At 61.1% G+C, this 17820-nt stretch carries 21 protein-coding genes; 10 read left to right on the top strand and 11 right to left on the bottom strand.

Annotated features, from left to right (window positions below):
- Positions 1 to 69: 69 nt before the first annotated feature.
- The 6 genes from metX to BLU25_RS16400 are packed head-to-tail and all read left to right on the top strand — an operon-like array spanning position 70 to position 4437.
- The gene (gene metX, locus BLU25_RS16425; protein WP_016782542.1) at positions 70 to 1209 is read left to right on the top strand and encodes a homoserine O-succinyltransferase MetX; all 1140 of its coding nucleotides are present in this window, start codon (positions 70 to 72) and stop codon (positions 1207 to 1209) included.
- Between the two features lie 7 nt (positions 1210 to 1216).
- On the top strand, positions 1217 to 1837 hold the full coding sequence (gene metW / locus BLU25_RS16420; protein ID WP_016782543.1) for a methionine biosynthesis protein MetW: 621 nt from the start codon (positions 1217 to 1219) through the stop codon (positions 1835 to 1837).
- Between the two features lie 25 nt (positions 1838 to 1862).
- Positions 1863 to 2300, top strand: coding sequence for a DUF4426 domain-containing protein (locus tag BLU25_RS16415; protein ID WP_016782544.1), 438 nt, complete (start codon positions 1863 to 1865; stop codon positions 2298 to 2300).
- Positions 2297 to 2893, top strand: coding sequence for an RdgB/HAM1 family non-canonical purine NTP pyrophosphatase (gene rdgB / locus BLU25_RS16410; protein ID WP_029611616.1), 597 nt, complete (start codon positions 2297 to 2299; stop codon positions 2891 to 2893). Before BLU25_RS16415 ends, rdgB begins: the two co-directional genes overlap by 4 nt.
- Entirely contained in the window at positions 2890 to 4104 is a 1215-nt protein-coding gene (hemW, locus tag BLU25_RS16405; RefSeq protein WP_016782546.1) for a radical SAM family heme chaperone HemW, read from the top strand. Before rdgB ends, hemW begins: the two co-directional genes overlap by 4 nt.
- 9 nt (positions 4105 to 4113) lie before the next feature.
- Positions 4114 to 4437: a DUF3392 domain-containing protein gene (locus BLU25_RS16400; RefSeq protein ID WP_016782547.1), complete on the top strand. Its 324-nt coding sequence runs from the start codon at positions 4114 to 4116 to the stop codon at positions 4435 to 4437.
- Positions 4438 to 4601: 164 nt separating this feature from the next.
- On the opposite strand, the gene trmB is transcribed toward BLU25_RS16400, so the two are convergent.
- The 4 genes from trmB to BLU25_RS16380 form a co-directional block, all read right to left on the bottom strand.
- Positions 4602 to 5324: a tRNA (guanosine(46)-N7)-methyltransferase TrmB gene (trmB, locus tag BLU25_RS16395; RefSeq protein WP_016782548.1), complete on the bottom strand. Its 723-nt coding sequence runs from the start codon at positions 5322 to 5324 to the stop codon at positions 4602 to 4604.
- Between the two features lie 9 nt (positions 5325 to 5333).
- Positions 5334 to 6128 (bottom strand): thiazole synthase, encoded by a 795-nt coding sequence (locus tag BLU25_RS16390; protein ID WP_083369735.1) that lies wholly within the window; start codon positions 6126 to 6128, stop codon positions 5334 to 5336.
- Positions 6129 to 6185: 57 nt separating this feature from the next.
- Positions 6186 to 6386: a sulfur carrier protein ThiS gene (thiS, locus tag BLU25_RS16385; RefSeq protein ID WP_016782550.1), complete on the bottom strand. Its 201-nt coding sequence runs from the start codon at positions 6384 to 6386 to the stop codon at positions 6186 to 6188.
- Positions 6387 to 6466: 80 nt separating this feature from the next.
- Positions 6467 to 6838 carry a DUF423 domain-containing protein gene (locus BLU25_RS16380; protein WP_016782551.1) on the bottom strand — a complete coding sequence of 124 codons (372 nt, stop codon included), beginning with the start codon at positions 6836 to 6838 and terminating at the stop codon, positions 6467 to 6469.
- A gap of 44 nt (positions 6839 to 6882) precedes the next feature.
- Here BLU25_RS16380 and mtgA point away from each other — a divergent pair, with 44 nt between their 5' ends.
- Entirely contained in the window at positions 6883 to 7638 is a 756-nt protein-coding gene (gene mtgA / locus BLU25_RS16375) for a monofunctional biosynthetic peptidoglycan transglycosylase (RefSeq protein ID WP_016782552.1), read from the top strand.
- 134 nt (positions 7639 to 7772) lie between these two features.
- Here mtgA and rloA2 read toward each other — a convergent pair whose 3' ends face one another.
- Positions 7773 to 8273, bottom strand: a complete 501-nt coding sequence (gene rloA2 / locus BLU25_RS16370; RefSeq protein ID WP_016782553.1) for a retropepsin-like aspartic peptidase RloA2 — start codon at positions 8271 to 8273, stop codon at positions 7773 to 7775.
- A gap of 231 nt (positions 8274 to 8504) precedes the next feature.
- Here rloA2 and BLU25_RS16365 point away from each other — a divergent pair, with 231 nt between their 5' ends.
- A complete protein-coding gene (locus BLU25_RS16365) occupies positions 8505 to 9392 on the top strand; it encodes an acyltransferase (RefSeq protein WP_016782554.1) in 888 nt (295 codons plus the stop codon).
- Positions 9393 to 9395: 3 nt separating this feature from the next.
- Here BLU25_RS16365 and BLU25_RS16360 read toward each other — a convergent pair whose 3' ends face one another.
- A complete protein-coding gene (locus tag BLU25_RS16360) occupies positions 9396 to 9953 on the bottom strand; it encodes a DUF2780 domain-containing protein (RefSeq protein ID WP_016782555.1) in 558 nt (185 codons plus the stop codon).
- Between the two features lie 182 nt (positions 9954 to 10135).
- On the opposite strand from BLU25_RS16360, the gene BLU25_RS16355 reads away from it, so the two are divergent.
- A complete protein-coding gene (locus BLU25_RS16355; RefSeq protein ID WP_029611619.1) occupies positions 10136 to 10768 on the top strand; it encodes a sigma-70 family RNA polymerase sigma factor in 633 nt (210 codons plus the stop codon).
- Positions 10765 to 11439: an anti-sigma factor gene (locus BLU25_RS16350; RefSeq protein WP_016782557.1), complete on the top strand. Its 675-nt coding sequence runs from the start codon at positions 10765 to 10767 to the stop codon at positions 11437 to 11439. The genes BLU25_RS16355 and BLU25_RS16350 overlap by 4 nt, the downstream gene beginning before the upstream one ends.
- Before the next feature lie 119 nt (positions 11440 to 11558).
- Here the strand turns inward: BLU25_RS16350 and fdhA are convergent, their stop codons facing one another.
- The 5 genes from fdhA to BLU25_RS16325 form a co-directional block, all read right to left on the bottom strand.
- Complete coding sequence (fdhA, locus tag BLU25_RS16345) at positions 11559 to 12758, bottom strand: formaldehyde dehydrogenase, glutathione-independent (RefSeq protein ID WP_016782558.1); 1200 nt, start codon at positions 12756 to 12758, stop codon at positions 11559 to 11561.
- A gap of 66 nt (positions 12759 to 12824) precedes the next feature.
- Entirely contained in the window at positions 12825 to 13682 is an 858-nt protein-coding gene (gene purU / locus BLU25_RS16340; RefSeq protein ID WP_016782559.1) for a formyltetrahydrofolate deformylase, read from the bottom strand.
- Between the two features lie 145 nt (positions 13683 to 13827).
- On the bottom strand, positions 13828 to 14460 hold the full coding sequence (locus BLU25_RS16335; RefSeq protein WP_029611620.1) for a sarcosine oxidase subunit gamma: 633 nt from the start codon (positions 14458 to 14460) through the stop codon (positions 13828 to 13830).
- A 12-nt stretch (positions 14461 to 14472) separates the two neighbouring features.
- A complete protein-coding gene (locus tag BLU25_RS16330; protein ID WP_016782561.1) occupies positions 14473 to 17490 on the bottom strand; it encodes a sarcosine oxidase subunit alpha in 3018 nt (1005 codons plus the stop codon).
- Positions 17487 to 17819 carry a sarcosine oxidase subunit delta gene (locus tag BLU25_RS16325; protein ID WP_016782562.1) on the bottom strand — a complete coding sequence of 111 codons (333 nt, stop codon included), beginning with the start codon at positions 17817 to 17819 and terminating at the stop codon, positions 17487 to 17489. The genes BLU25_RS16330 and BLU25_RS16325 overlap by 4 nt, the downstream gene beginning before the upstream one ends.
- Position 17820: the final 1 nt, after the last annotated feature.

The following is a 17820-nucleotide window of genomic DNA, read 5'->3' as shown; positions in this document are numbered from 1 at the left end:
CAGACCATTGCTTGCTGCTGCGCCCCCCGCTCATTAGACTTACGCCTCATTTAAATGAGAGCAGGGTCGATGCCAGCTGCCTTTCCCCCCGATTCCGTTGGTCTGGTCGTGCCGCAAACAGCGCACTTCAACGAGCCCCTGGCGCTAGCCTGCGGCCGCTCACTGCCTGCCTATGAACTGATTTACGAAACCTACGGCCAGCTCAATGCCACGGCCAGCAATGCCGTGCTCATCTGTCACGCGCTGTCAGGGCATCATCACGCGGCGGGCTACCACAGCGCCGACGATCGCAAGCCCGGTTGGTGGGACAGCTGCATCGGCCCCGGCAAGCCCATCGACACCAACAAGTTTTTCGTCGTCAGCCTCAACAACCTGGGCGGCTGCAACGGTTCTACCGGCCCAAGCAGCCTCAACCCGCAAACCGGTCGCCCGTTTGGCGCCGACTTCCCGGTACTGACCGTTGAAGACTGGGTGCACAGCCAGGCGCGCCTGGCTGACCGCCTGGGGATCAACCAGTGGGCCGCCGTGATCGGTGGCAGCCTGGGCGGCATGCAGGCGTTGCAGTGGAGCATCAGCTACCCGGATCGCCTGCGCCATTGCCTGGCGATTGCCTCGGCGCCCAAATTGTCCGCGCAAAACATCGCGTTCAACGAAGTCGCCCGCCAGGCCATCCTCACCGACCCCGAGTTCCACGGCGGTTCGTTCCAGGAAAAAGGCGTGATTCCCAAGCGAGGCCTGATGCTGGCGCGCATGGTCGGGCACATCACCTACCTGTCCGATGACTCGATGGGTGAAAAATTCGGCCGTGGCCTGAAGAACGAAAACCTCAACTACGACTTCCACAGCGTCGAGTTCCAGGTCGAGAGCTACCTGCGTTATCAGGGTGAAGAGTTCTCCGGGCGTTTCGATGCCAATACTTACCTGCTGATGACCAAGGCGCTGGACTACTTCGACCCGGCCGCCAACTTCGATGACGATCTGGCCAAAACCTTTGCCGGGGCCAAGGCGCGCTTCTGCGTGATGTCGTTCACCACCGACTGGCGCTTCTCGCCGGCCCGTTCGCGGGAGCTGGTGGATGCATTGATGGCGGCGAAAAAAGACGTCTGCTACCTGGAAATCGACGCTCCGCAGGGCCATGACGCCTTCCTGATCCCGATCCCGCGTTACCTGCAAGCCTTCAGCAACTACATGAACCGCATAGAACTGTGAGAACGCCATGAGAGCCGACCTGGAAATCATCCAAGACTGGATCCCCGCCGGCAGCCGCGTGCTCGACCTCGGTTGTGGTGATGGCGAACTGCTGAGCTGGCTGCGCGACAACAAGCAAGTCACCGGCTATGGCCTGGAAAACGACCCGGATAACATCGCCGAATGCGTCGCCAAAGGCATCAATGTTATCGAGCAGGACCTGGACAAGGGCCTGGGCAACTTCGCCAGCAACAGTTTCGACATCGTGGTCATGACCCAGGCGCTGCAGGCCGTGCATTACCCCGACCGGATCCTCGACGAAATGTTGCGCGTCGGCCGCCAGTGCATCATCACCTTCCCCAACTTCGGGCACTGGCGCTGCCGCTGGTACCTGGCCAGCAAGGGGCGGATGCCGGTTTCCGAATTTCTGCCGTACACCTGGTACAACACGCCGAACATTCACTTCTGCACGTTCGAAGACTTCGAAGCGCTGTGCCGCGAGCGCGAAGCACAAGTGATCAACCGCCTTGCCGTAGATCAACAACACCGACACGGGTGGGCGAGCAAGATATGGCCTAACCTGTTGGGCGAGATTGGCATTTATCGTGTCAGCAGTCCTGGCCTTCAGGATCATCAAGTCGCGGTCTAAACCGGCAAGTTCAAGGAGAGTGACAATGGGTCGTATTGGATTACTACTGCTTTCGATGTGTTTTGGCATGCAGGCGTTTGCCGCTGACGGCACCTCTGCCCAGCGTCAGCAGACGTTTGGCGATACAACGGTGTATTACAACGCGTTCCCGTCGACTTTCCTGACACCGGACATCGCGCGTGAATTTGAAGTCACCCGCAGTAAAACCAACGGGGTGCTCAACATCACCCTGAACAAGGGCGGCAAGAACATTGCCGCCAACGTTCAAGGCACGGTGCAGACCGGCGATGCCAAGCCAACGCCGCTGACGTTCCGTCAGGTGGGCAAGAACGGCGAAATCAATTACCTGGCCCAGTTCCCGGTAGCCGGGCCGCAGACCTTCACCTTCAAGGTGGATGTGAAGGCTGGCGGCGCAACGTCTGAAACCATCCAATTTTCTCAAATGGTCGCTCCAATCGAATGATGAACTTTACGCAACTGGTACTGGCTAGCCACAACGCCGGCAAACTCAAAGAACTTCAGGCCATGCTCGGCGAGTCGGTGCAGTTGCGCTCGATTGGAGAATTCAGCAGCGTCGAGCCGGAAGAAACCGGCTTGTCGTTTGTTGAGAACGCGATTCTTAAAGCCCGCAATGCGGCACGTCTCTCGGGTTTGCCGGCACTGGCCGACGATTCGGGGCTGGCGGTGGACTTTCTTGGCGGCGCGCCGGGCATCTACTCGGCCCGTTACGCGGACGGCAAAGGTGATGCGGCGAACAACGCCAAACTGCTCGACGCCCTCAAGGACGTGCCTGAAGCCGAGCGCGGCGCGCAGTTTGTCTGCGTGCTGGCACTGGTGCGCCACGCCGACGACCCGCTGCCGATCATCTGCGAGGGCCTGTGGCACGGGCGCATCCTGCCTGCCGCCAGTGGTGAACACGGTTTTGGCTATGACCCGCTGTTCTGGGTACCTGAGCGCAACTGCTCCAGCGCCGAACTGAGCCCCACTGAGAAAAACCAGCTAAGCCATCGTGCTCGCGCCATGGTTCTGCTGCGTCAGCGTTTGGGCCTGAAATGACCCACGACACACCTCCACAGCCGCTCTATCTGGGCGCGGCTGGCTTTACCCAGCAGGCGCCGCGTGCGCCGCTGAGCCAATTGCCACCCCTGTCGCTGTATATCCATATTCCGTGGTGCGTGCGCAAATGCCCGTATTGCGACTTCAACTCCCACACCGCCAGCCCGGTGCTGCCCGAAGAAGAATACGTCGACGCACTGTTGGCCGATCTTGATCAGGACCTGCACGCGGTTTATGGCCGCGAGCTGAGCTCGATCTTCTTTGGTGGCGGCACGCCAAGCCTGTTCAGCGCGCAAGCGCTGGGGCGCCTGCTCAAGGGCGTTGAGGCACGCATCCCGTTTGCCAGTGATATCGAAATCACCCTGGAAGCCAACCCGGGCACTTTCGAGCAGGAAAAATTCGTGGCTTACCGCAAGCTGGGGATCAACCGCCTGTCGATCGGTATCCAGAGCTTCCAGCAAGAGAAGTTGCAGGCCCTGGGCCGCATCCACAATGGTGACGAAGCCGTGCGTGCCGCCGGTATGGCGCGCCTGGCGGGCTTTGACAACTTCAACCTGGACCTGATGCACGGCCTGCCCGATCAGTCCCTGGACGACGCCCTGAGCGACCTGCGCCAGGCCATCGCGCTCAAGCCGACCCACCTGTCGTGGTATCAGCTGACACTGGAGCCTAATACGGTGTTCTGGAACCAGCCGCCGGTGCTCCCCGAAGACGACACCCTGTGGGACATTCAGGAAGTCGGCCAGGCGCTGCTCGCCGAACATGGCTACGCCCAGTATGAAGTGTCGGCCTATGCCCAGCCTGGCCGCCCGGCGCGGCATAACCTCAACTACTGGAGCTTTGGCGACTTTATCGGCATTGGCGCTGGCGCCCACGGCAAACTGAGCCATCCTGATGGTCGCATCGTGCGCACCTGGAAAACCCGCCTGCCTAAGGACTACCTGAATCCGGCGAAAAACTTTCAAGCAGGCGAGAAAACTCTTACAGCTGAAGAACTGCCTTTTGAGTTTCTAATGAACGCCTTGCGCCTGACCGACGGCGTTGATTCGGCGCTGTACCCTCAGCGCACCGGGCTGACACTGGACAGCTTGAGCATTGGACGCAAAGCAGCCGAACAAAGTGGCTTATTGCAGGTCGAACCGTCACGCCTGGCGGCAACCGCCCGGGGCCAGCTGTTTCTCAACGACTTGTTGCAGCACTTTTTGATCTAAGGAACTCGAATGGACTTGGTACTTGACCTGCTTGCCAACGTATCGCGCTGGAGCCGCAGCCATCTCTCGGAGATTGCCCTGGCGTTGATTGGCTGTGTGCTGGTGCTGTTTGGTGCCGACTTCAAGGGCTGGGTCGAGCAGCGTCTGGGCAGTATTGCCGGGGCTTTGCGCGTGCCATTGATGGCATTGCTGTGCCTGATCGGCAGCGGTGCGGCCCTGATCTACGCCACGCCGTGGGTGGAACGCGGGCTGAGCCAGTTCAACAACTACAGCCTGGCGCCAGTGTTGTTGGTGGTGCTGGTGTTGATCGGGGTGGTGGCGGATCGGCGCTGAGGAACACCCAGGATATCTTGTGGGAGCGGGCTTGCTCGCGATACAGGCAACGCGGTGCAGCTGATTCACCGCTGTGATGCCATCGCGAGCAAGCCCGCTCCCACAGATACCGTACGAACTTCACCGACCCCAAAGCAGGGTGAGATCGGTGATTGAAAAACCGCTTAAGCCAGTTTTTCGAACTTCAAATCCCACACGCCGTGCCCAAGACGTTCGCCGCGGCGTTCGAACTTGGTCACCGGGCGCTCAGGCGGACGTGGCACGCACTTGCCGTCTTCAGCCAGGTTACGATAACCCGGCGCGACGTTCATCACTTCCAGCATGTATTCGGCATAGGGTTCCCAGTCGGTCGCCATGTGCAGCACACCGCCAACCTTGAGCTTGGAGCGCACCAGTTCCGCGAAGGACGCTTGCACGATCCGGCGCTTGTGGTGACGGCTCTTGTGCCAAGGGTCCGGGAAGAACAGCAGCAGGCGATCAAGGCTGTTATCCGCCACGCAACGGGTCAGGACTTCGATCGCATCGCAATCGTAAACCCGCAGGTTGGTCAGGCCTTGAGTCAGCACGCCATTGAGCAGCGCACCCACACCCGGGCGGTGAACCTCAACCCCGATAAAGTCCTGTTCAGGCGAAGCCGCGGCCATTTCCAGCAGGGAATGGCCCATGCCAAAACCGATTTCCAGGGTGCGCGGCGCAGAGCGACCGAACACCTGGTCGAAATCGACCGGCGCGTCAGCCAGCGGCAGCACATACAGCGGCGTGCCTTGATCGAGGCCGCGTTGCTGGCCTTCGGTCATGCGCCCGGCGCGCATCACAAAACTCTTGATGCGACGGTGTTGGCGATCTTCGCCTTCTTCCGGGATTGGGGTGTCTAGTGATTCAGTCATCAGTGGCTCTTACTTGATCAGACCATCCAGCGGCGAAGAGGCGCTGGCATAGAGTTTTTTCGGCATGCGCCCGGCCAGATACGCCAGGCGGCCCGCCACAATGGCGTGTTTCATGGCTTCGGCCATGATGATCGGATGCTGGGCGTTGGCGATGGCCGAGTTCATCAGCACCGCTTCACAGCCCATTTCCATGGCGATGGTCGCGTCGGAGGGAGTGCCCACGCCCGCATCGACCAGCACCGGAATTTTGGCTTCTTCAAGGATGATGCGCAGGTTGTAGGGGTTGCAGATCCCCAGGCCAGTGCCGATCAGGCCGGCCAGCGGCATCACGGCAATACAGCCCATCGCCTCGAGTTCACGCGCAATGATCGGGTCATCACTGGTGTATACCATCACGTCGAAACCGTCCTTGACCAGAATCTCGGCGGCCTTGAGGGTTTCGATCACGTTGGGGAACAGGGTTTTCTGATCGGCCAGCACTTCCAGCTTGACCAGCTTGTGGCCATCGAGCAGCTCACGGGCCAGGCGGCAGGTGCGCACGGCTTCGACTGCATCGTAGCAACCGGCGGTGTTCGGCAGGATGGTGTAGCGATCCGGCGGCAGCACGTCGAGCAGGTTAGGCTCGCCAGGATTCTGACCGATGTTGGTGCGACGCACGGCAACGGTGACGATCTCGGCACCCGAGGCTTCGATGGCCAGGCGGGTTTCTTCAAGGTCACGGTACTTGCCGGTGCCCACCAGCAGGCGCGACTGGTAAGTACGGCCAGCCAGGGTAAAAGGCTTGTCGTTGCGAACGTTGCTCATCGGGAATCCTCTTTGATTATGTGCACTGCGGGGTGAGCGTGACGCGTGTGGCAATACTTAGCCGCCACCGATGGCGTGCACCACTTCGACCTGATCACCTGCTTTGAGTACCGTTTCGGCATGCTGGCTGCGCGGGACAATGTCCAGGTTCAGCTCCACCGCAACCCGACGGCCGGTCAGCTCCTGACGGGCCAAAAGGTCGGCGACGGTCTCGCCGTCCGGTAGTTCAAAGGATTCACCGTTCAACTGAATGAGCATGCGCGACGCTGCCTTCATTTTAAGGGGCCAGCATTCTAGCCCGATCAGTCAGGTCGACCCAAGCCATTCATCTTGTCGGCTCAGCTCAGGCGCCAGGCGGCGAGCCCCAGGCACAACCAGCCGGCCAAAAAGGCCAGGCCGCCGAAGGGGGTGATGATCCCCAGCTTGCTGATGCCGGTCATGGTCAGCAGGTACAGGCTGCCGGAAAACAGCACGATCCCGAGGGTGAAGCAGATACCTGCCCAGGTCACCAGGCGCCCGGGAAGGTGGGTGGCCAGCAGAGCCACGCCAAACAGGGCCAGGGTGTGGACCAGTTGGTAGGTCACGCCTGTATGAAAAATAGCCAGATACTGCTCAGTCAGGCGGCCTTTCAGGCCGTGGGCAGCGAATGCACCCAGAGCAACACCGGTAAAGCCGAAAAAGGCGGCCAGCAACAGGTAAACGCGCAGCATGGGTAACTCCCGTCAGGATCATGGAATGGCGCAGGGTCTGTATAATGGCCCGCTCAACGGGTTCGGCCAAGTCATCCATGCTGCGTATTCTGGTTCATCGCTTTCTCAAGGTCCTGCTCTGGTTCGCAGTGGGCAGCGCATTGCTGGTGCTGGTTTTTCGCTGGGTGCCACCGCCAGGTACGGCGCTGATGGTCGAGCGCAAGGTCGAGTCTTGGCTTGATGGCCAGCCGATTGACCTGCAACGCAGTTGGCGGCCGTGGGATGAAATATCCGACGAACTGAAAGTTGCGGTCATGGCGGGTGAAGATCAGAAATTCCCCGAGCACTGGGGCTTTGACTTCGGCGCAATCAAGGCTGCACTGATCCACAACGAACAGGGAGGTACGTTGCGCGGCGCCAGTACGCTGAGCCAACAGGTGTCGAAGAACCTGTTTTTGTGGTCTGGCCGCAGTTGGCTGCGCAAAGGCCTGGAAGCCTGGTTTACCGGGTTGATTGAGGTGTTGTGGCCCAAGCAGCGAATTCTTGAGGTGTACCTCAATAGTGCGGAGTGGGATGAAGGCGTGTTCGGCGCCGAGGCTGCAGCGCAGCATCACTTTGGCGTGAGCGCGAAAAACCTTTCGCGCCAGCAGGCCAGTTATCTGGCGGCCGTGTTGCCCAGCCCGCTGAACTGGAGTGCCAGCCACCCCAGCACCTATGTCAGCCGCCGCGCCGGCTGGATTCGCCAGCAGATGAACCAGCTGGGTGGCGACAGTTATCTCACCACACTGAACAACTCACGCAAGGCGCCCTGGTCCAGTTAACCTGAAAGCCCCTCACCCCAGCCCTCTCCCAAAGGGAGAGGGGGCTTGGTCGGCGGTGACGCGGATCTTGAGTACGCTGAAGATCGGCCCCCTCTCCCTCCGGGAGAGGGCTGGGGTGAGGGCCAGGGGTTGACTCAGCAATCCGGCTTGTCCGCCGTATACCGCCGCGCCGGGTTTACCGCCGCGCCAAACTCACGCAGTGCCTTGGCGCCAATCAACAGCGGGTAGTTAAAGCTGCTGCGGTCGGTCAAATTGACCTCCACGGTACGCTTGACGTTACCCAGGCACATTTCCAGATCCACCACCGGGCGCTTGGCGCTTTCGGGGGTGTCCCGGTCTTCATCCTCATCGGCGCGGCTTTTGATTTTGCTGATGCGCGCCACCTTGTGTTCATACACTTTGCTGCTTGCGCCTTCGGTGGCCAGCTGGAAGCGCACCCACTCTTCACCGTCACGGGTAAAGGTCTGGATATTTTTGGCCGACAACGACGCGGTCAAGGCACCCGTGTCCATCTTGGCTTTAAGGGTCTCGCCGATTTCCGGCAATTTGATGTACTCGTAACGCCCATAAAGGGTCGGCTCGGCGGCCATCACCGGCAGCGCCAATAAAGACAGCAACGCAAGAACAGACTTCATGCAGGCATTTCCTTTCAAAGAGTGCAGGTTAGACCACGGCCCCGCAGTAGGTTCACAACGCTTTTTTCTGTGGGAGCGGGCTTGCTCGCGATAGCATCACTGCGGCCATGTCTGATACACCGAGCTGTCTGCATCGCGAGCAAGCCCGCTCCCACAAAGACGGGTCATTGATTTGGCGTTCTACGCCAGTCTGCTTATCATGACCAGTCCTTAAACGTTCAAGAGTTGCTTATGCGCCGCCTGCTCACCGGCTGTCTGGTCACCCTGTTATTGCTGTGCAACACCCTGATTCTGTTCGGGCCGTTGATGCTGTTTGCCCTGCTCAAACTGGCATCGTCGGGGCGCCTGCGCGATTACAATTCGCGGGCGGTGATGTGGATCGCCGAAACCTGGTCCGAAATCGACAAACGCATTTTTGCCCTGTGCCTGCCCACCCAATGGGACATTCGCGGCGCCGAAGGCCTGAGCCGTGATACCTCGTATCTGGTGATCAGCAATCACCAGTCCTGGGTTGATATCCCCGCCCTGATGCAGGGCCTTAACCGACGTACGCCGTTCTTCAAATTCTTCCTGAAAAAAGAACTGATCTGGGTGCCCTTCCTCGGCCTGGCCTGGTGGGCCCTCGACTACCCGTTCATGAAACGCTATTCCAAGGCCTTTCTGGCCAAACACCCGCAGCTCAAAGGCGAAGACCTGAAGATCACCCGGGCCGCCTGCGAGCTGTTCAAGCGCCAGCCGGTCACTATCGTCAATTACCTCGAAGGCACGCGCTTTACCCCGGTCAAACACGCGCAGCAACAGTCACCCTATACCTGGCTGCTCAAGCCCAAGGCAGGCGGCGTGGCGTTTGTGCTGGCGGCGATGGGCGAACAACTGGATGCCGTGCTCGACGTGACCGTGGTGTATCCACAGGCAAAGATTCCGGGCTTCTGGCAGTTGATCAGCGGGCAGGTGCCCAAGGTGATTGTCGACATACAGACCCGCGAACTGGATCCGGCATTGTGGCAAGGCGATTACGAAAACGACCCGGTGTTCCGTGAACAGGTCCAGGGCTGGGTCAACCAGCTCTGGACCCTGAAAGACCAGCGCATCAGCACTTTGCGTGCCGAGCGCGGCTAGCCTTTAAACGCCCCAGGCGCTGCTCAGTTTGCTCAGCAGCGAAGTGCTGACGTTCTGACCTTTGAAGTAGTCCAGCAATACCGGTGCGAACTTGGCAACCATGCCGTCCTGCATGCCCAGCGCAGTAAAGGCGCTGTTGAGCTGGTCGGTGTTGGCCACGTTGCTGACAGCGCTGGTTGCGGTCTCGGAAACGCCATTGGACTTGCCCAGCAGGCCGCCCAACTGGCTCAGTTGGCCCAGGGCTCCGGCGCCTGCCAGCTTGTTCACGCCTGGCACTTGCTTGGTCAGTTCGGAGTAGTCGCTGGAGGTCAGCTGGTTTTTCGCCAGGCTCAACATTGCGCCAATACCGCCCGCGGCCTGCTCAGGCTTGACGCCCAGCTCGTTGACCTTGGTCAGCATTTGCACGGCTTGTGCCGACTTGTCCGTGGTTGCGCCATTGCCGTTGCCGCCCTGCACTTGCGCAGCCACGTTGGCCACGTCGCTCAGGCTGAAACCTGCAAACACCGGGCTCGCTGCCACGGTCATCAATGTTGCCAGTGCCACGCCGCTCAACTTTTTCATCGCTTCAACCTCTAGAACCAAAATGCCGCCCGCAATGGGGCGGTAAAACTATGGGTTTGACCCGAAACCCGGGCAGATGTTCCCAAGTGCCACTATCGGATCAAACGGCCCGCAATCTTAATTGAAAACAGGTGCATCCGCTGAGCCCTTGCCTGCGTATACCGGGTAGCGAGGTGCCTCACATGATTGGAACAACCCCACCCCCTGAACTACCCTCAACCGACAACTGGTCTGAAGTCCTGGCTTTTTTTGAGGGGAGAACAGCTATTTTAACTGCCAATACCGATTACCTTGAAAAGCTCCTGGCCCAATGCTCATTGGGTAATCGGCGTGCCTTCGAAACCCTCTATCGCAGCGTGGCCCCGCGCTTGTACAGCGTGGCTTTGCGCTGCATGGGGCGCAGTGATCTGGCCGAAGAAGTGGTGCAGGAAAGTTTTGTGCGTATCTGGCACAACGCCTCGCGTTACCAGGCCCATTTGTCGTCACCGCTGACCTGGATGATCACCATCACCCGCAACCAGGCCATCGACCAGTTGCGCAAACACCGCGAATTGCCATTGAGCGACCTGCAGCAGGACGCCGTGGCCGATGACAGCCCCAGCGCCCTCGACCAACTGGGCAGCGCCCGCGAGGCCCGTGCTCTCAACCAGTGCCTGGAAGGCCTCGAAAGCATGCAGCGCCAGAGCATCACCATCGCCTATTTTCATGGGCTGAGCGCCAGTGAACTGGCGCAGCAATTGGCCGCGCCTCTGGGTTCGGTCAAATCCTGGATTCGCCGGGGCATGGAGCGACTGCGCAGGTGCCTGGAATCATGAACTATCAAACCCCCGAACGGCGCCGTGCGCTGGCCGCCGACTACGCCATCGGCCTGATGCCGCCCACCGCCCGCAAACGCTTCGAGCATCTGCTGCAAGACGATGCGCCGCTGCGCGCCGAACTGGCGCGCTGGAACACCCACCTCAGCCAGTTGACCGAGCCTTTGGTCGAGCAACCCGTGCCCGACCATGTGTGGCAGGCCATCGTGGCGCGCATCGAACCGCAAACCCTGCATGTGCCGGCCAGGCGGCCGTTCTGGAGCTGGGTACGCCTGAGTGCGCTGGCCTGTTCCTTGCTGATTGCCCTGACCGTGGGCCTGCTCTACAACCGCGACAGCGTGCAGTACAAGGCCACCCTGCTCAGTGGTACGGCGCAGCCGGGCCTGAGCATCGAGGCCCACAGCGACTACCTGAAGGTGCGGCCACTGGAACTGGCGGCGGTGGATGGCGGCCGCAGCCTGGAGTTGTGGGCGATACCGGTCGAAGGAAAACCGGTGTCCCTGGGCCTGATCCCCCGCGATGGCGATGGCCGGATCACCCTTAGCCAAACCCAGCAGCAATTGATCAGGATTCCGGTGGTGCTGGCGGTCAGCCTTGAACCGCAAGGCGGCTCGCCGACCGGGCAACCGACGGGCCCGGTGCTGTATCAGGGGCCGCTGGCCAGCCTGTAAAAACAATCCACGCACTTGTGGGAGCGGGCTTGCTCGCGATGCAGACAACTCGGTACACCTTAATAACCGAGGTGCTGCAATCGCGGGCAAGCCCGCTCCCACAGGGTTGGTGGTGGTGTTTAGCCCTTGCTGAACATCCGGTGCGGGTCGATCACGAATTTCTTCGGCACACCGGCATCGAACTCGCCATAGCCCCGTGGGGCTTCGTCCAGGCTGATGACTTCTACACCCACAATGTCAGCAATCTTGATCCGGTCCCACATGATCGCCTGCATCAGTTGGCGGTTGTATTTCATCACCGGGGTCTGGCCGGTGTGGAAGCTGTGGGACTTGGCCCAGCCCAACCCGAAGCGGATGCTCAGGCTGCCCTTCTTCGCCGCCGCGTCCACCGCGCCCGGGTCTTCGGTCACATACAAGCCCGGAATGCCGATCTTGCCCGCTACCCGCACTACGCCCATCAACGAGTTGAGCACTGTGGCCGGTGCTTCGTGCTTGACCCCGTCATGGCCGTGACCGCGCGCTTCAAAGCCCACGGCATCCACTGCACAGTCCACTTCAGGCTCGCCCAACAACTCGGCGATCTGTTCGTGCAACGGCGTGTCCTTGGACAAATCGGCAATCTCAAAACCCTGGGCCTTGGCGTGGGCCAGGCGAATCGGGTTAACGTCGCCGACAATCACCACCGCCGCCCCCAGCAAGCGCGCCGAGGCCGCAGCCGCCAGGCCCACCGGGCCAGCGCCGGCGATATACACCGTGCTGCCCGGGCCAACGCCAGCAGTGACTGCGCCGTGATAACCGGTGGGCAGGATGTCGGAGAGGCAGGTCAGGTCGCGGATTTTTTCCATCGCCGCATCACGATTGGGCAGCTTGAGCAGGTTGAAATCGGCATACGGCACCAATACATATTCAGCCTGACCGCCAACCCAGTCGCCCATGTCCACGTAACCATATGCGCCGCCGGGACGGGCCGGGTTGACGGTCAGACACACACCAGTGTTCTGCTCCTTGCAACTGCGGCAGCGGCCGCACGCCACGTTAAACGGCACCGACACCAGGTCGCCGACTTTCAGGTGTTCCACATCGCGCCCGGCCTCGATCACCTCACCGGTGATCTCATGGCCCAGCACCAGCCCGGTTTGCGCCGTGGTGCGGCCACGCACCATATGCTGGTCGGAGCCGCAGATATTGGTCGACACCACCCGCAGGATCACGCCGTGGTGGATGGGTTTGCCCTGGGGGTTCTGCATCTTGGGGAAAGGAATGCTTTGTACTTCTACCTGACCGTTGCCCAGGTACACCACACCGCGATTGTCAGCCATCGTATTCACCCTTGTTGTTATTGGAGGGATTAACTTGCTGCTTGCAGCTTAGAAGGTGGCGCGGGCTCACAGCACCACCGTACGACCTCCATTTAGGAAAACGCGCCGTTCAATGTGATAGCCCACGCCTCGGGCCAGGGTTTGCGCTTCGATATCGCGGCCCTTGGCGATCAGGTCTTCGGGGTAGTGGCTGTGGTCTACCACCTCGACGCCCTGGGCAATGATCGGGCCTTCGTCGAGGTCGTTGTTGATGTAATGGGCGGTGGCGCCCACCAGCTTGACGCCTTTTTCGTAGGCCTGGTGATAGGGCTTGGCGCCCTTGAAACCGGGCAGCAGGGAGTGGTGGATATTGATCGCCTTGCCGTCGAGCTTGCGGCACAGCTCGGGGGACAGCACTTGCATGTAACGGGCGAGGATCACCAGTTCGGCGCCGGTGTCTTCGATCACTTGCCAGACTTTGGCCTCCTGCGCGGGCTTGTTGGCCGGGTCGAGGGCGAAGTGGTGGTAGGGGATGCCGTGCCATTGCGCCAGCGGCTCCAGATCGGGGTGATTGGAGACCACGGCCACCACGTCCATCGACAACTGGCCGATACGCTGGCGATAGAGCAGGTCGTTGAGGCAGTGGTCGGCTTTGGACACCATGATCAGCACTTTTGGCCGATGGTGTGGCGGTGTCAGTTCGAAAGTCATGCCGAACGCCTGACCGCGTTCGGCCAGGCCTGCGCGAAATTCGTGCTCATCGAAGCCGTCGGGCTGGCGGAATTCCACGCGGATAAAAAACCGCGCCGAGCGCTGGTCGTCGAAGGAATGGTGCTCGGTGACGTAGCAGCGGTGCTCGAACAGATAACGGGTAACCGCGTCCACCGTGCCCAGCAGGCTCGGGCAGTCGGCGGTGAGGATCCAGGTGTCGGGGGCGCGGCTCATGGCGGGAGTCCTTGGTTGTTGTTGGAATGCGCACTTACAGGTGTGGGAGCGGGCTTGCTCGCGATTGCAGCATCTCGGTTATTCAGATGTACCAAGTTGTCAGCATCGCGAGCAAGCCCGCTCCCACAGGGGACAGCAGGCGGGTTTACGCTTCCACGCTCAACCCGTATTCCGCCGCCGCATCCTGCAACCATAACCACCAGTAATCCGAAAAGCTGCGGCGGATCAGCAGTTCCCAGGTGTCTTCAGCCGTGTGGCGGATCACCAGTTGCGACTTGACGAACACCGTGCCCACGGCCTTGCCCACCGGGAAGTTGTCCGGGTGTACGTCATAACTGGTGGACTTCATCAGTACCTCGCGCACCTTCGGCCCGCTCAGTTCCAGCAACTGTTGCCCGCCACTGACGTTGACCACCGAAATATGCAGCCCCGCCAGCGCTGCCCGCAGTGCTTGTTCCACGGCAAACTCCTGGCCGCCGGGCACAATCAGCAGCCATTCATCGGGGCCCATCCATTGCAGCGAGGTATCAGCGTTGGCCACCAGGCTCAGGGCCACGGGCAGTTCCAGGCCCAGGGCCTTGTGCACGCCTTCGGCAAAGGCCGGATCCTTGCCGTCGCCGCGCAGGGTCAGGTGGCCCAGCAGTTTTTTCTCGCGCACGGTCACGCCGGGGTTTTTGCGGCCCTTGCCAATCAGGCCGGCGAGGTTGGCATGGTGCAGCGATGACTCGGCTTTGGCGCCCGAACCCGGGCGCTGTTGGTATACGTTGGCTGTGGTCATGAGATCACCCATTCAAATATTCTGCCGGTCGCCTTTCGGGTCGAAGAACACCGAAGACACAATTTCCGCTTCGATCACGCTGCCATCCGCCTGGGGCGAAAACACCCGCTCGCCGATGCGCTTCAAGCCGCCCTTGACCACGCCCATTGCAAACGAATACCCCAGCGAGTTGTGCGCATAGCTGGAGGTCACATGGCCGACCATCGTCATCGGGATCGCCTGTTTGGCGTCGAACACCAGTTGCGCACCTTCGGGCAGCCATTGGGTCGGGTTGACGGGCTTGAGCCCCACCAGTTGCTTGCGCTGTTCACGCAGGCAGTCTTCACGGTTCATGCCGCGCCAGCCGATCCACGAGAACGGTTTGGTGCGGCCCACGCACCAGCCCATGTTCAAGTCGTCGGGGGTCATGGAGCCGTCGGTGTCCTGGCCCACAATGATGAAACCCTTCTCGGCCCGCAACACGTGCATGGTCTCGGTACCGTAGGGCGTGAGGTTGTACTGCTTGCCCGCTTCGACGATTTTTTCCAGCACGCCCATCGCGTAATCGGCCTGGATATTGACCTCATACGACAGCTCGCCGGTAAACGAGATACGGAACACCCGCGCCGGCACGCCCGCCACCAGGCCTTCTTTCCAGGTCATGAACGGGAACGCATCGCGGTCCAGGTCGATATCCGTCACTTCGCTCAGCAACTTGCGGCTATTGGGGCCGGACAAGGTCAGGGTCGCGTAGTGGTCGGTGACCGAAGTGAAGTAAACCTTCAGCTCTGGCCATTCGGTCTGCTGGTAAATTTCCAGCCATTGCAACACGCGGGCCGCACCGCCGGTGGTGGTAGTCATGACGAAATGGTTGTCAGCCAGGCAGGCCGTCACGCCGTCGTCGAAGACCATGCCGTCTTCCTTGCACATCAGGCCGTAGCGGGCCTTGCCCACGTCGAGCTTGGTCCAGGCGTTGGTGTAGATGCGGTTGAGAAACTCCCGCGCATCCGGGCCCTGGATGTCGATCTTGCCCAGGGTGGAGGCATCGAGGATGCCGACGCTGTCGCGCACCGCCTTGCACTCGCGCTTGACCGCCGCATGCATATCTTCGCCGTTACGCGGGAAGTACCAAGGGCGTTTCCACTGGCCGACATCTTCAAATTCAGCGCCCTGCTTCACATGCCAGGCTTGCAGCGCGGTGTAGCGCACCGGCTCGAAGATATGCCCGCAATGCCGCCCCGCCACCGCACCGAACGTCACCGGCGTGTAGTTGGGACGGAACATGGTGGTGCCCATCTGCGGGATGGTCACGTTCAGCGAGCGTGCAGCGATGGCCAGCCCGTTGACGTTGCCCAGTTTGCCCTGGTCGGTGCCGAAGCCCAGCGCGGTGTAGCGCTTGACGTGCTCCACCGACTCGAAGCCTTCGCGGGTTGCCAGTTCGATGGCCGCGGCGGTGACGTCGTTTTGCAGGTCGACAAATTGCTTGGGCGCGCGTGCCGTACCTTTTTCATGGGGCACATGGAACAGCGCCAGGGTGGGTTCCTGCAACTGGTTCAGGGCTTTGGGCAACACGCCTTCCACCGCCTTGAAACCCGCTTCGCTGGCCGCTCGCACGCCACCTTCAAAGCCATCGGCCAGGCTGTCGCCCAGCGCATAAACGCCGTTGATGCCGCCTACGCACACACGCTTTTGCGGGGCTTCGCCGGGGACGAAACCGAGAATGTCTTCGCGCCAGGTCGGCTTGCCGCCCAGGTGCGAGGCCAGATGCACCACCGGGCTGTAGCCGCCCGAGGTGGCCAGCAGGTCGCAGTCCAGCCATTCACCGGGGCTGGCGACGCTCAGCGCCTTGACGTCAATTGCCGCCACCCGGGCGCCGGTTACATGTTTGCTGCCACGGGCTTCGATCACCGCACTACCGGTGAGGATGCGAATGCCCTTGGCCCGCGCTTCTTCAACCAGCGCACCCCGCGGGTTGCTGCGCGCATCGGCAACGGCGACCACTTGCTGGCCTGCATCAAGCCAGTCCAGGGCCACGCGGTAGGCGTGGTCGTTGTTGGTGCTGAGCACCAGTTTTCTGCCCGGCGCCACGCCATAGCGGCGCACATAGGTGGACACGGCACCGGCAAGCATATTGCCCGGCACGTCATTGTTGCCATACACCAATGGCCGCTCGCAGGCGCCGGTGGCCAGCACCACGCGCTTGGCGCGTACCCGGTGGATGCGCTGGCGCACCTGACCGATCGGGGCACGGTCGCCCAGGTGGTCGGTGAGGCGTTCGTGAATGGTCAGGAAGTTGTGGTCGTGATAGCCGTTCACCGTCGCCCGGGGCAACAGGATCACGTCCGGCAGTGACTTGAGTTCAGCGATAACCTTGGCCACCCATTCCATCGCCGGTTTGCCGTCCAGGCTTTCGCGGCTGTCGAGCAGGCTGCCGCCGAACTCTTCCTGTTCGTCGGCGATGATCACCCGTGCACCGCTGCGGCCCGCAGCCAATGCTGCTGCCAACCCCGCAGGGCCAGCGCCGACGATCAGCACGTCACAGTGGTGGTTCATATAGTCGTAGGTATCAGGATCGTTCTGGGTCGGCGAACGCCCAAGACCTGCCGCCTTACGGATGTACTTCTCGTAGGTCATCCAGAACGACTGCGGGTACATAAAAGTTTTGTAGTAGAAACCCGGCGGCATCAGCTTGCCGCCCACCTTGCCGAGAATGCCCATCACGTCGTTATTAACGTTGGGCCAGCCGTTGGTGCTGGTGGCGACCAGGCCTTGGTACAGCGCCTGTTGCGTGGCGCGCACGTTGGGGATTTGCGTGGCTTCGGTGGCGCCGATCTGCAGCACTGCGTTGGGTTCTTCGGCACCGGCGGCGTAGATGCCCCGGGGCCGGGAATATTTGAAACTGCGGCCGATCACGTCAACGCCGTTGGCCAACAAGGCGGCCGCCAGGCTGTCGCCTTCGTAGCCTTTATATTGCTGACCGTTGAAGGTGAAGCTCAGCACTTTGGTGCGGTCAACGCGGCCGCCGTTGGGCAGGCGATGGGTCTGGCTCATACTTTTTCTCCCAGCTCGCGGGTGGCCGTGGTGGCCGCTGGCGCCGCCTGTTCAGTGAACTGCGGCTTGCTGCCGATCAGGTAGGTTTCGAGAATTTCGTACGTCACGGTGTTGCGCGTGGCATTGAAAAACTGCCGGCAACCGGCGACGTGGTTCCACAGTTCGTGGTGCAGGCCGCGGGGGTTGTCACGAAAGAACAGGTAGTCGCCCCACTCGGCGTCGGTGCAACTGCCGGGGTCGAGCGGGCGCGGGATGTGCGCCTGGCCGCTGGCGTGGAATTCCTCTTCGGAGCGAAGCTCGCCGCAATGGGGACAGAAGATATGCAACATG

Origin of the sequence: Pseudomonas fragi (assembly GCF_900105835.1) — a bacterium.
GTDB classification, from domain to species: Bacteria; Pseudomonadota; Gammaproteobacteria; order Pseudomonadales; family Pseudomonadaceae; genus Aquipseudomonas; species Aquipseudomonas fragi.
The sequence above is the reverse complement of the archived record's forward strand: the minus strand, read 5'-3'. Positions and strand labels throughout refer to the sequence as shown.

Excerpts from the sequence above, each read along its gene's own strand:
- metX (WP_016782542.1), top strand. The coding sequence starts at position 70 with ATGCCAGCTGCCTTTCCCCCCGATTCCGTTGGTCTGGTCGTGCCGCAA.
- metW (WP_016782543.1), top strand. The coding sequence starts at position 1,217 with ATGAGAGCCGACCTGGAAATCATCCAAGACTGGATCCCCGCCGGCAGC.
- BLU25_RS16415 (WP_016782544.1), top strand. The coding sequence starts at position 1,863 with ATGGGTCGTATTGGATTACTACTGCTTTCGATGTGTTTTGGCATGCAG.
- rdgB (WP_029611616.1), top strand. The coding sequence starts at position 2,297 with ATGATGAACTTTACGCAACTGGTACTGGCTAGCCACAACGCCGGCAAA.
- hemW (WP_016782546.1), top strand. The coding sequence starts at position 2,890 with ATGACCCACGACACACCTCCACAGCCGCTCTATCTGGGCGCGGCTGGC.
- BLU25_RS16400 (WP_016782547.1), top strand. The coding sequence starts at position 4,114 with ATGGACTTGGTACTTGACCTGCTTGCCAACGTATCGCGCTGGAGCCGC.
- trmB (WP_016782548.1), bottom strand. The coding sequence starts at position 5,324 with ATGACTGAATCACTAGACACCCCAATCCCGGAAGAAGGCGAAGATCGC.
- BLU25_RS16390 (WP_083369735.1), bottom strand. The coding sequence starts at position 6,128 with ATGAGCAACGTTCGCAACGACAAGCCTTTTACCCTGGCTGGCCGTACT.
- thiS (WP_016782550.1), bottom strand. The coding sequence starts at position 6,386 with ATGCTCATTCAGTTGAACGGTGAATCCTTTGAACTACCGGACGGCGAG.
- BLU25_RS16380 (WP_016782551.1), bottom strand. The coding sequence starts at position 6,838 with ATGCTGCGCGTTTACCTGTTGCTGGCCGCCTTTTTCGGCTTTACCGGT.
- mtgA (WP_016782552.1), top strand. The coding sequence starts at position 6,883 with ATGGCCCGCTCAACGGGTTCGGCCAAGTCATCCATGCTGCGTATTCTG.
- rloA2 (WP_016782553.1), bottom strand. The coding sequence starts at position 8,273 with ATGAAGTCTGTTCTTGCGTTGCTGTCTTTATTGGCGCTGCCGGTGATG.
- BLU25_RS16365 (WP_016782554.1), top strand. The coding sequence starts at position 8,505 with ATGCGCCGCCTGCTCACCGGCTGTCTGGTCACCCTGTTATTGCTGTGC.
- BLU25_RS16360 (WP_016782555.1), bottom strand. The coding sequence starts at position 9,953 with ATGAAAAAGTTGAGCGGCGTGGCACTGGCAACATTGATGACCGTGGCA.
- BLU25_RS16355 (WP_029611619.1), top strand. The coding sequence starts at position 10,136 with ATGATTGGAACAACCCCACCCCCTGAACTACCCTCAACCGACAACTGG.
- BLU25_RS16350 (WP_016782557.1), top strand. The coding sequence starts at position 10,765 with ATGAACTATCAAACCCCCGAACGGCGCCGTGCGCTGGCCGCCGACTAC.
- fdhA (WP_016782558.1), bottom strand. The coding sequence starts at position 12,758 with ATGGCTGACAATCGCGGTGTGGTGTACCTGGGCAACGGTCAGGTAGAA.
- purU (WP_016782559.1), bottom strand. The coding sequence starts at position 13,682 with ATGAGCCGCGCCCCCGACACCTGGATCCTCACCGCCGACTGCCCGAGC.
- BLU25_RS16335 (WP_029611620.1), bottom strand. The coding sequence starts at position 14,460 with ATGACCACAGCCAACGTATACCAACAGCGCCCGGGTTCGGGCGCCAAA.
- BLU25_RS16330 (WP_016782561.1), bottom strand. The coding sequence starts at position 17,490 with ATGAGCCAGACCCATCGCCTGCCCAACGGCGGCCGCGTTGACCGCACC.
- BLU25_RS16325 (WP_016782562.1), bottom strand. The coding sequence starts at position 17,819 with ATGTTGCATATCTTCTGTCCCCATTGCGGCGAGCTTCGCTCCGAAGAG.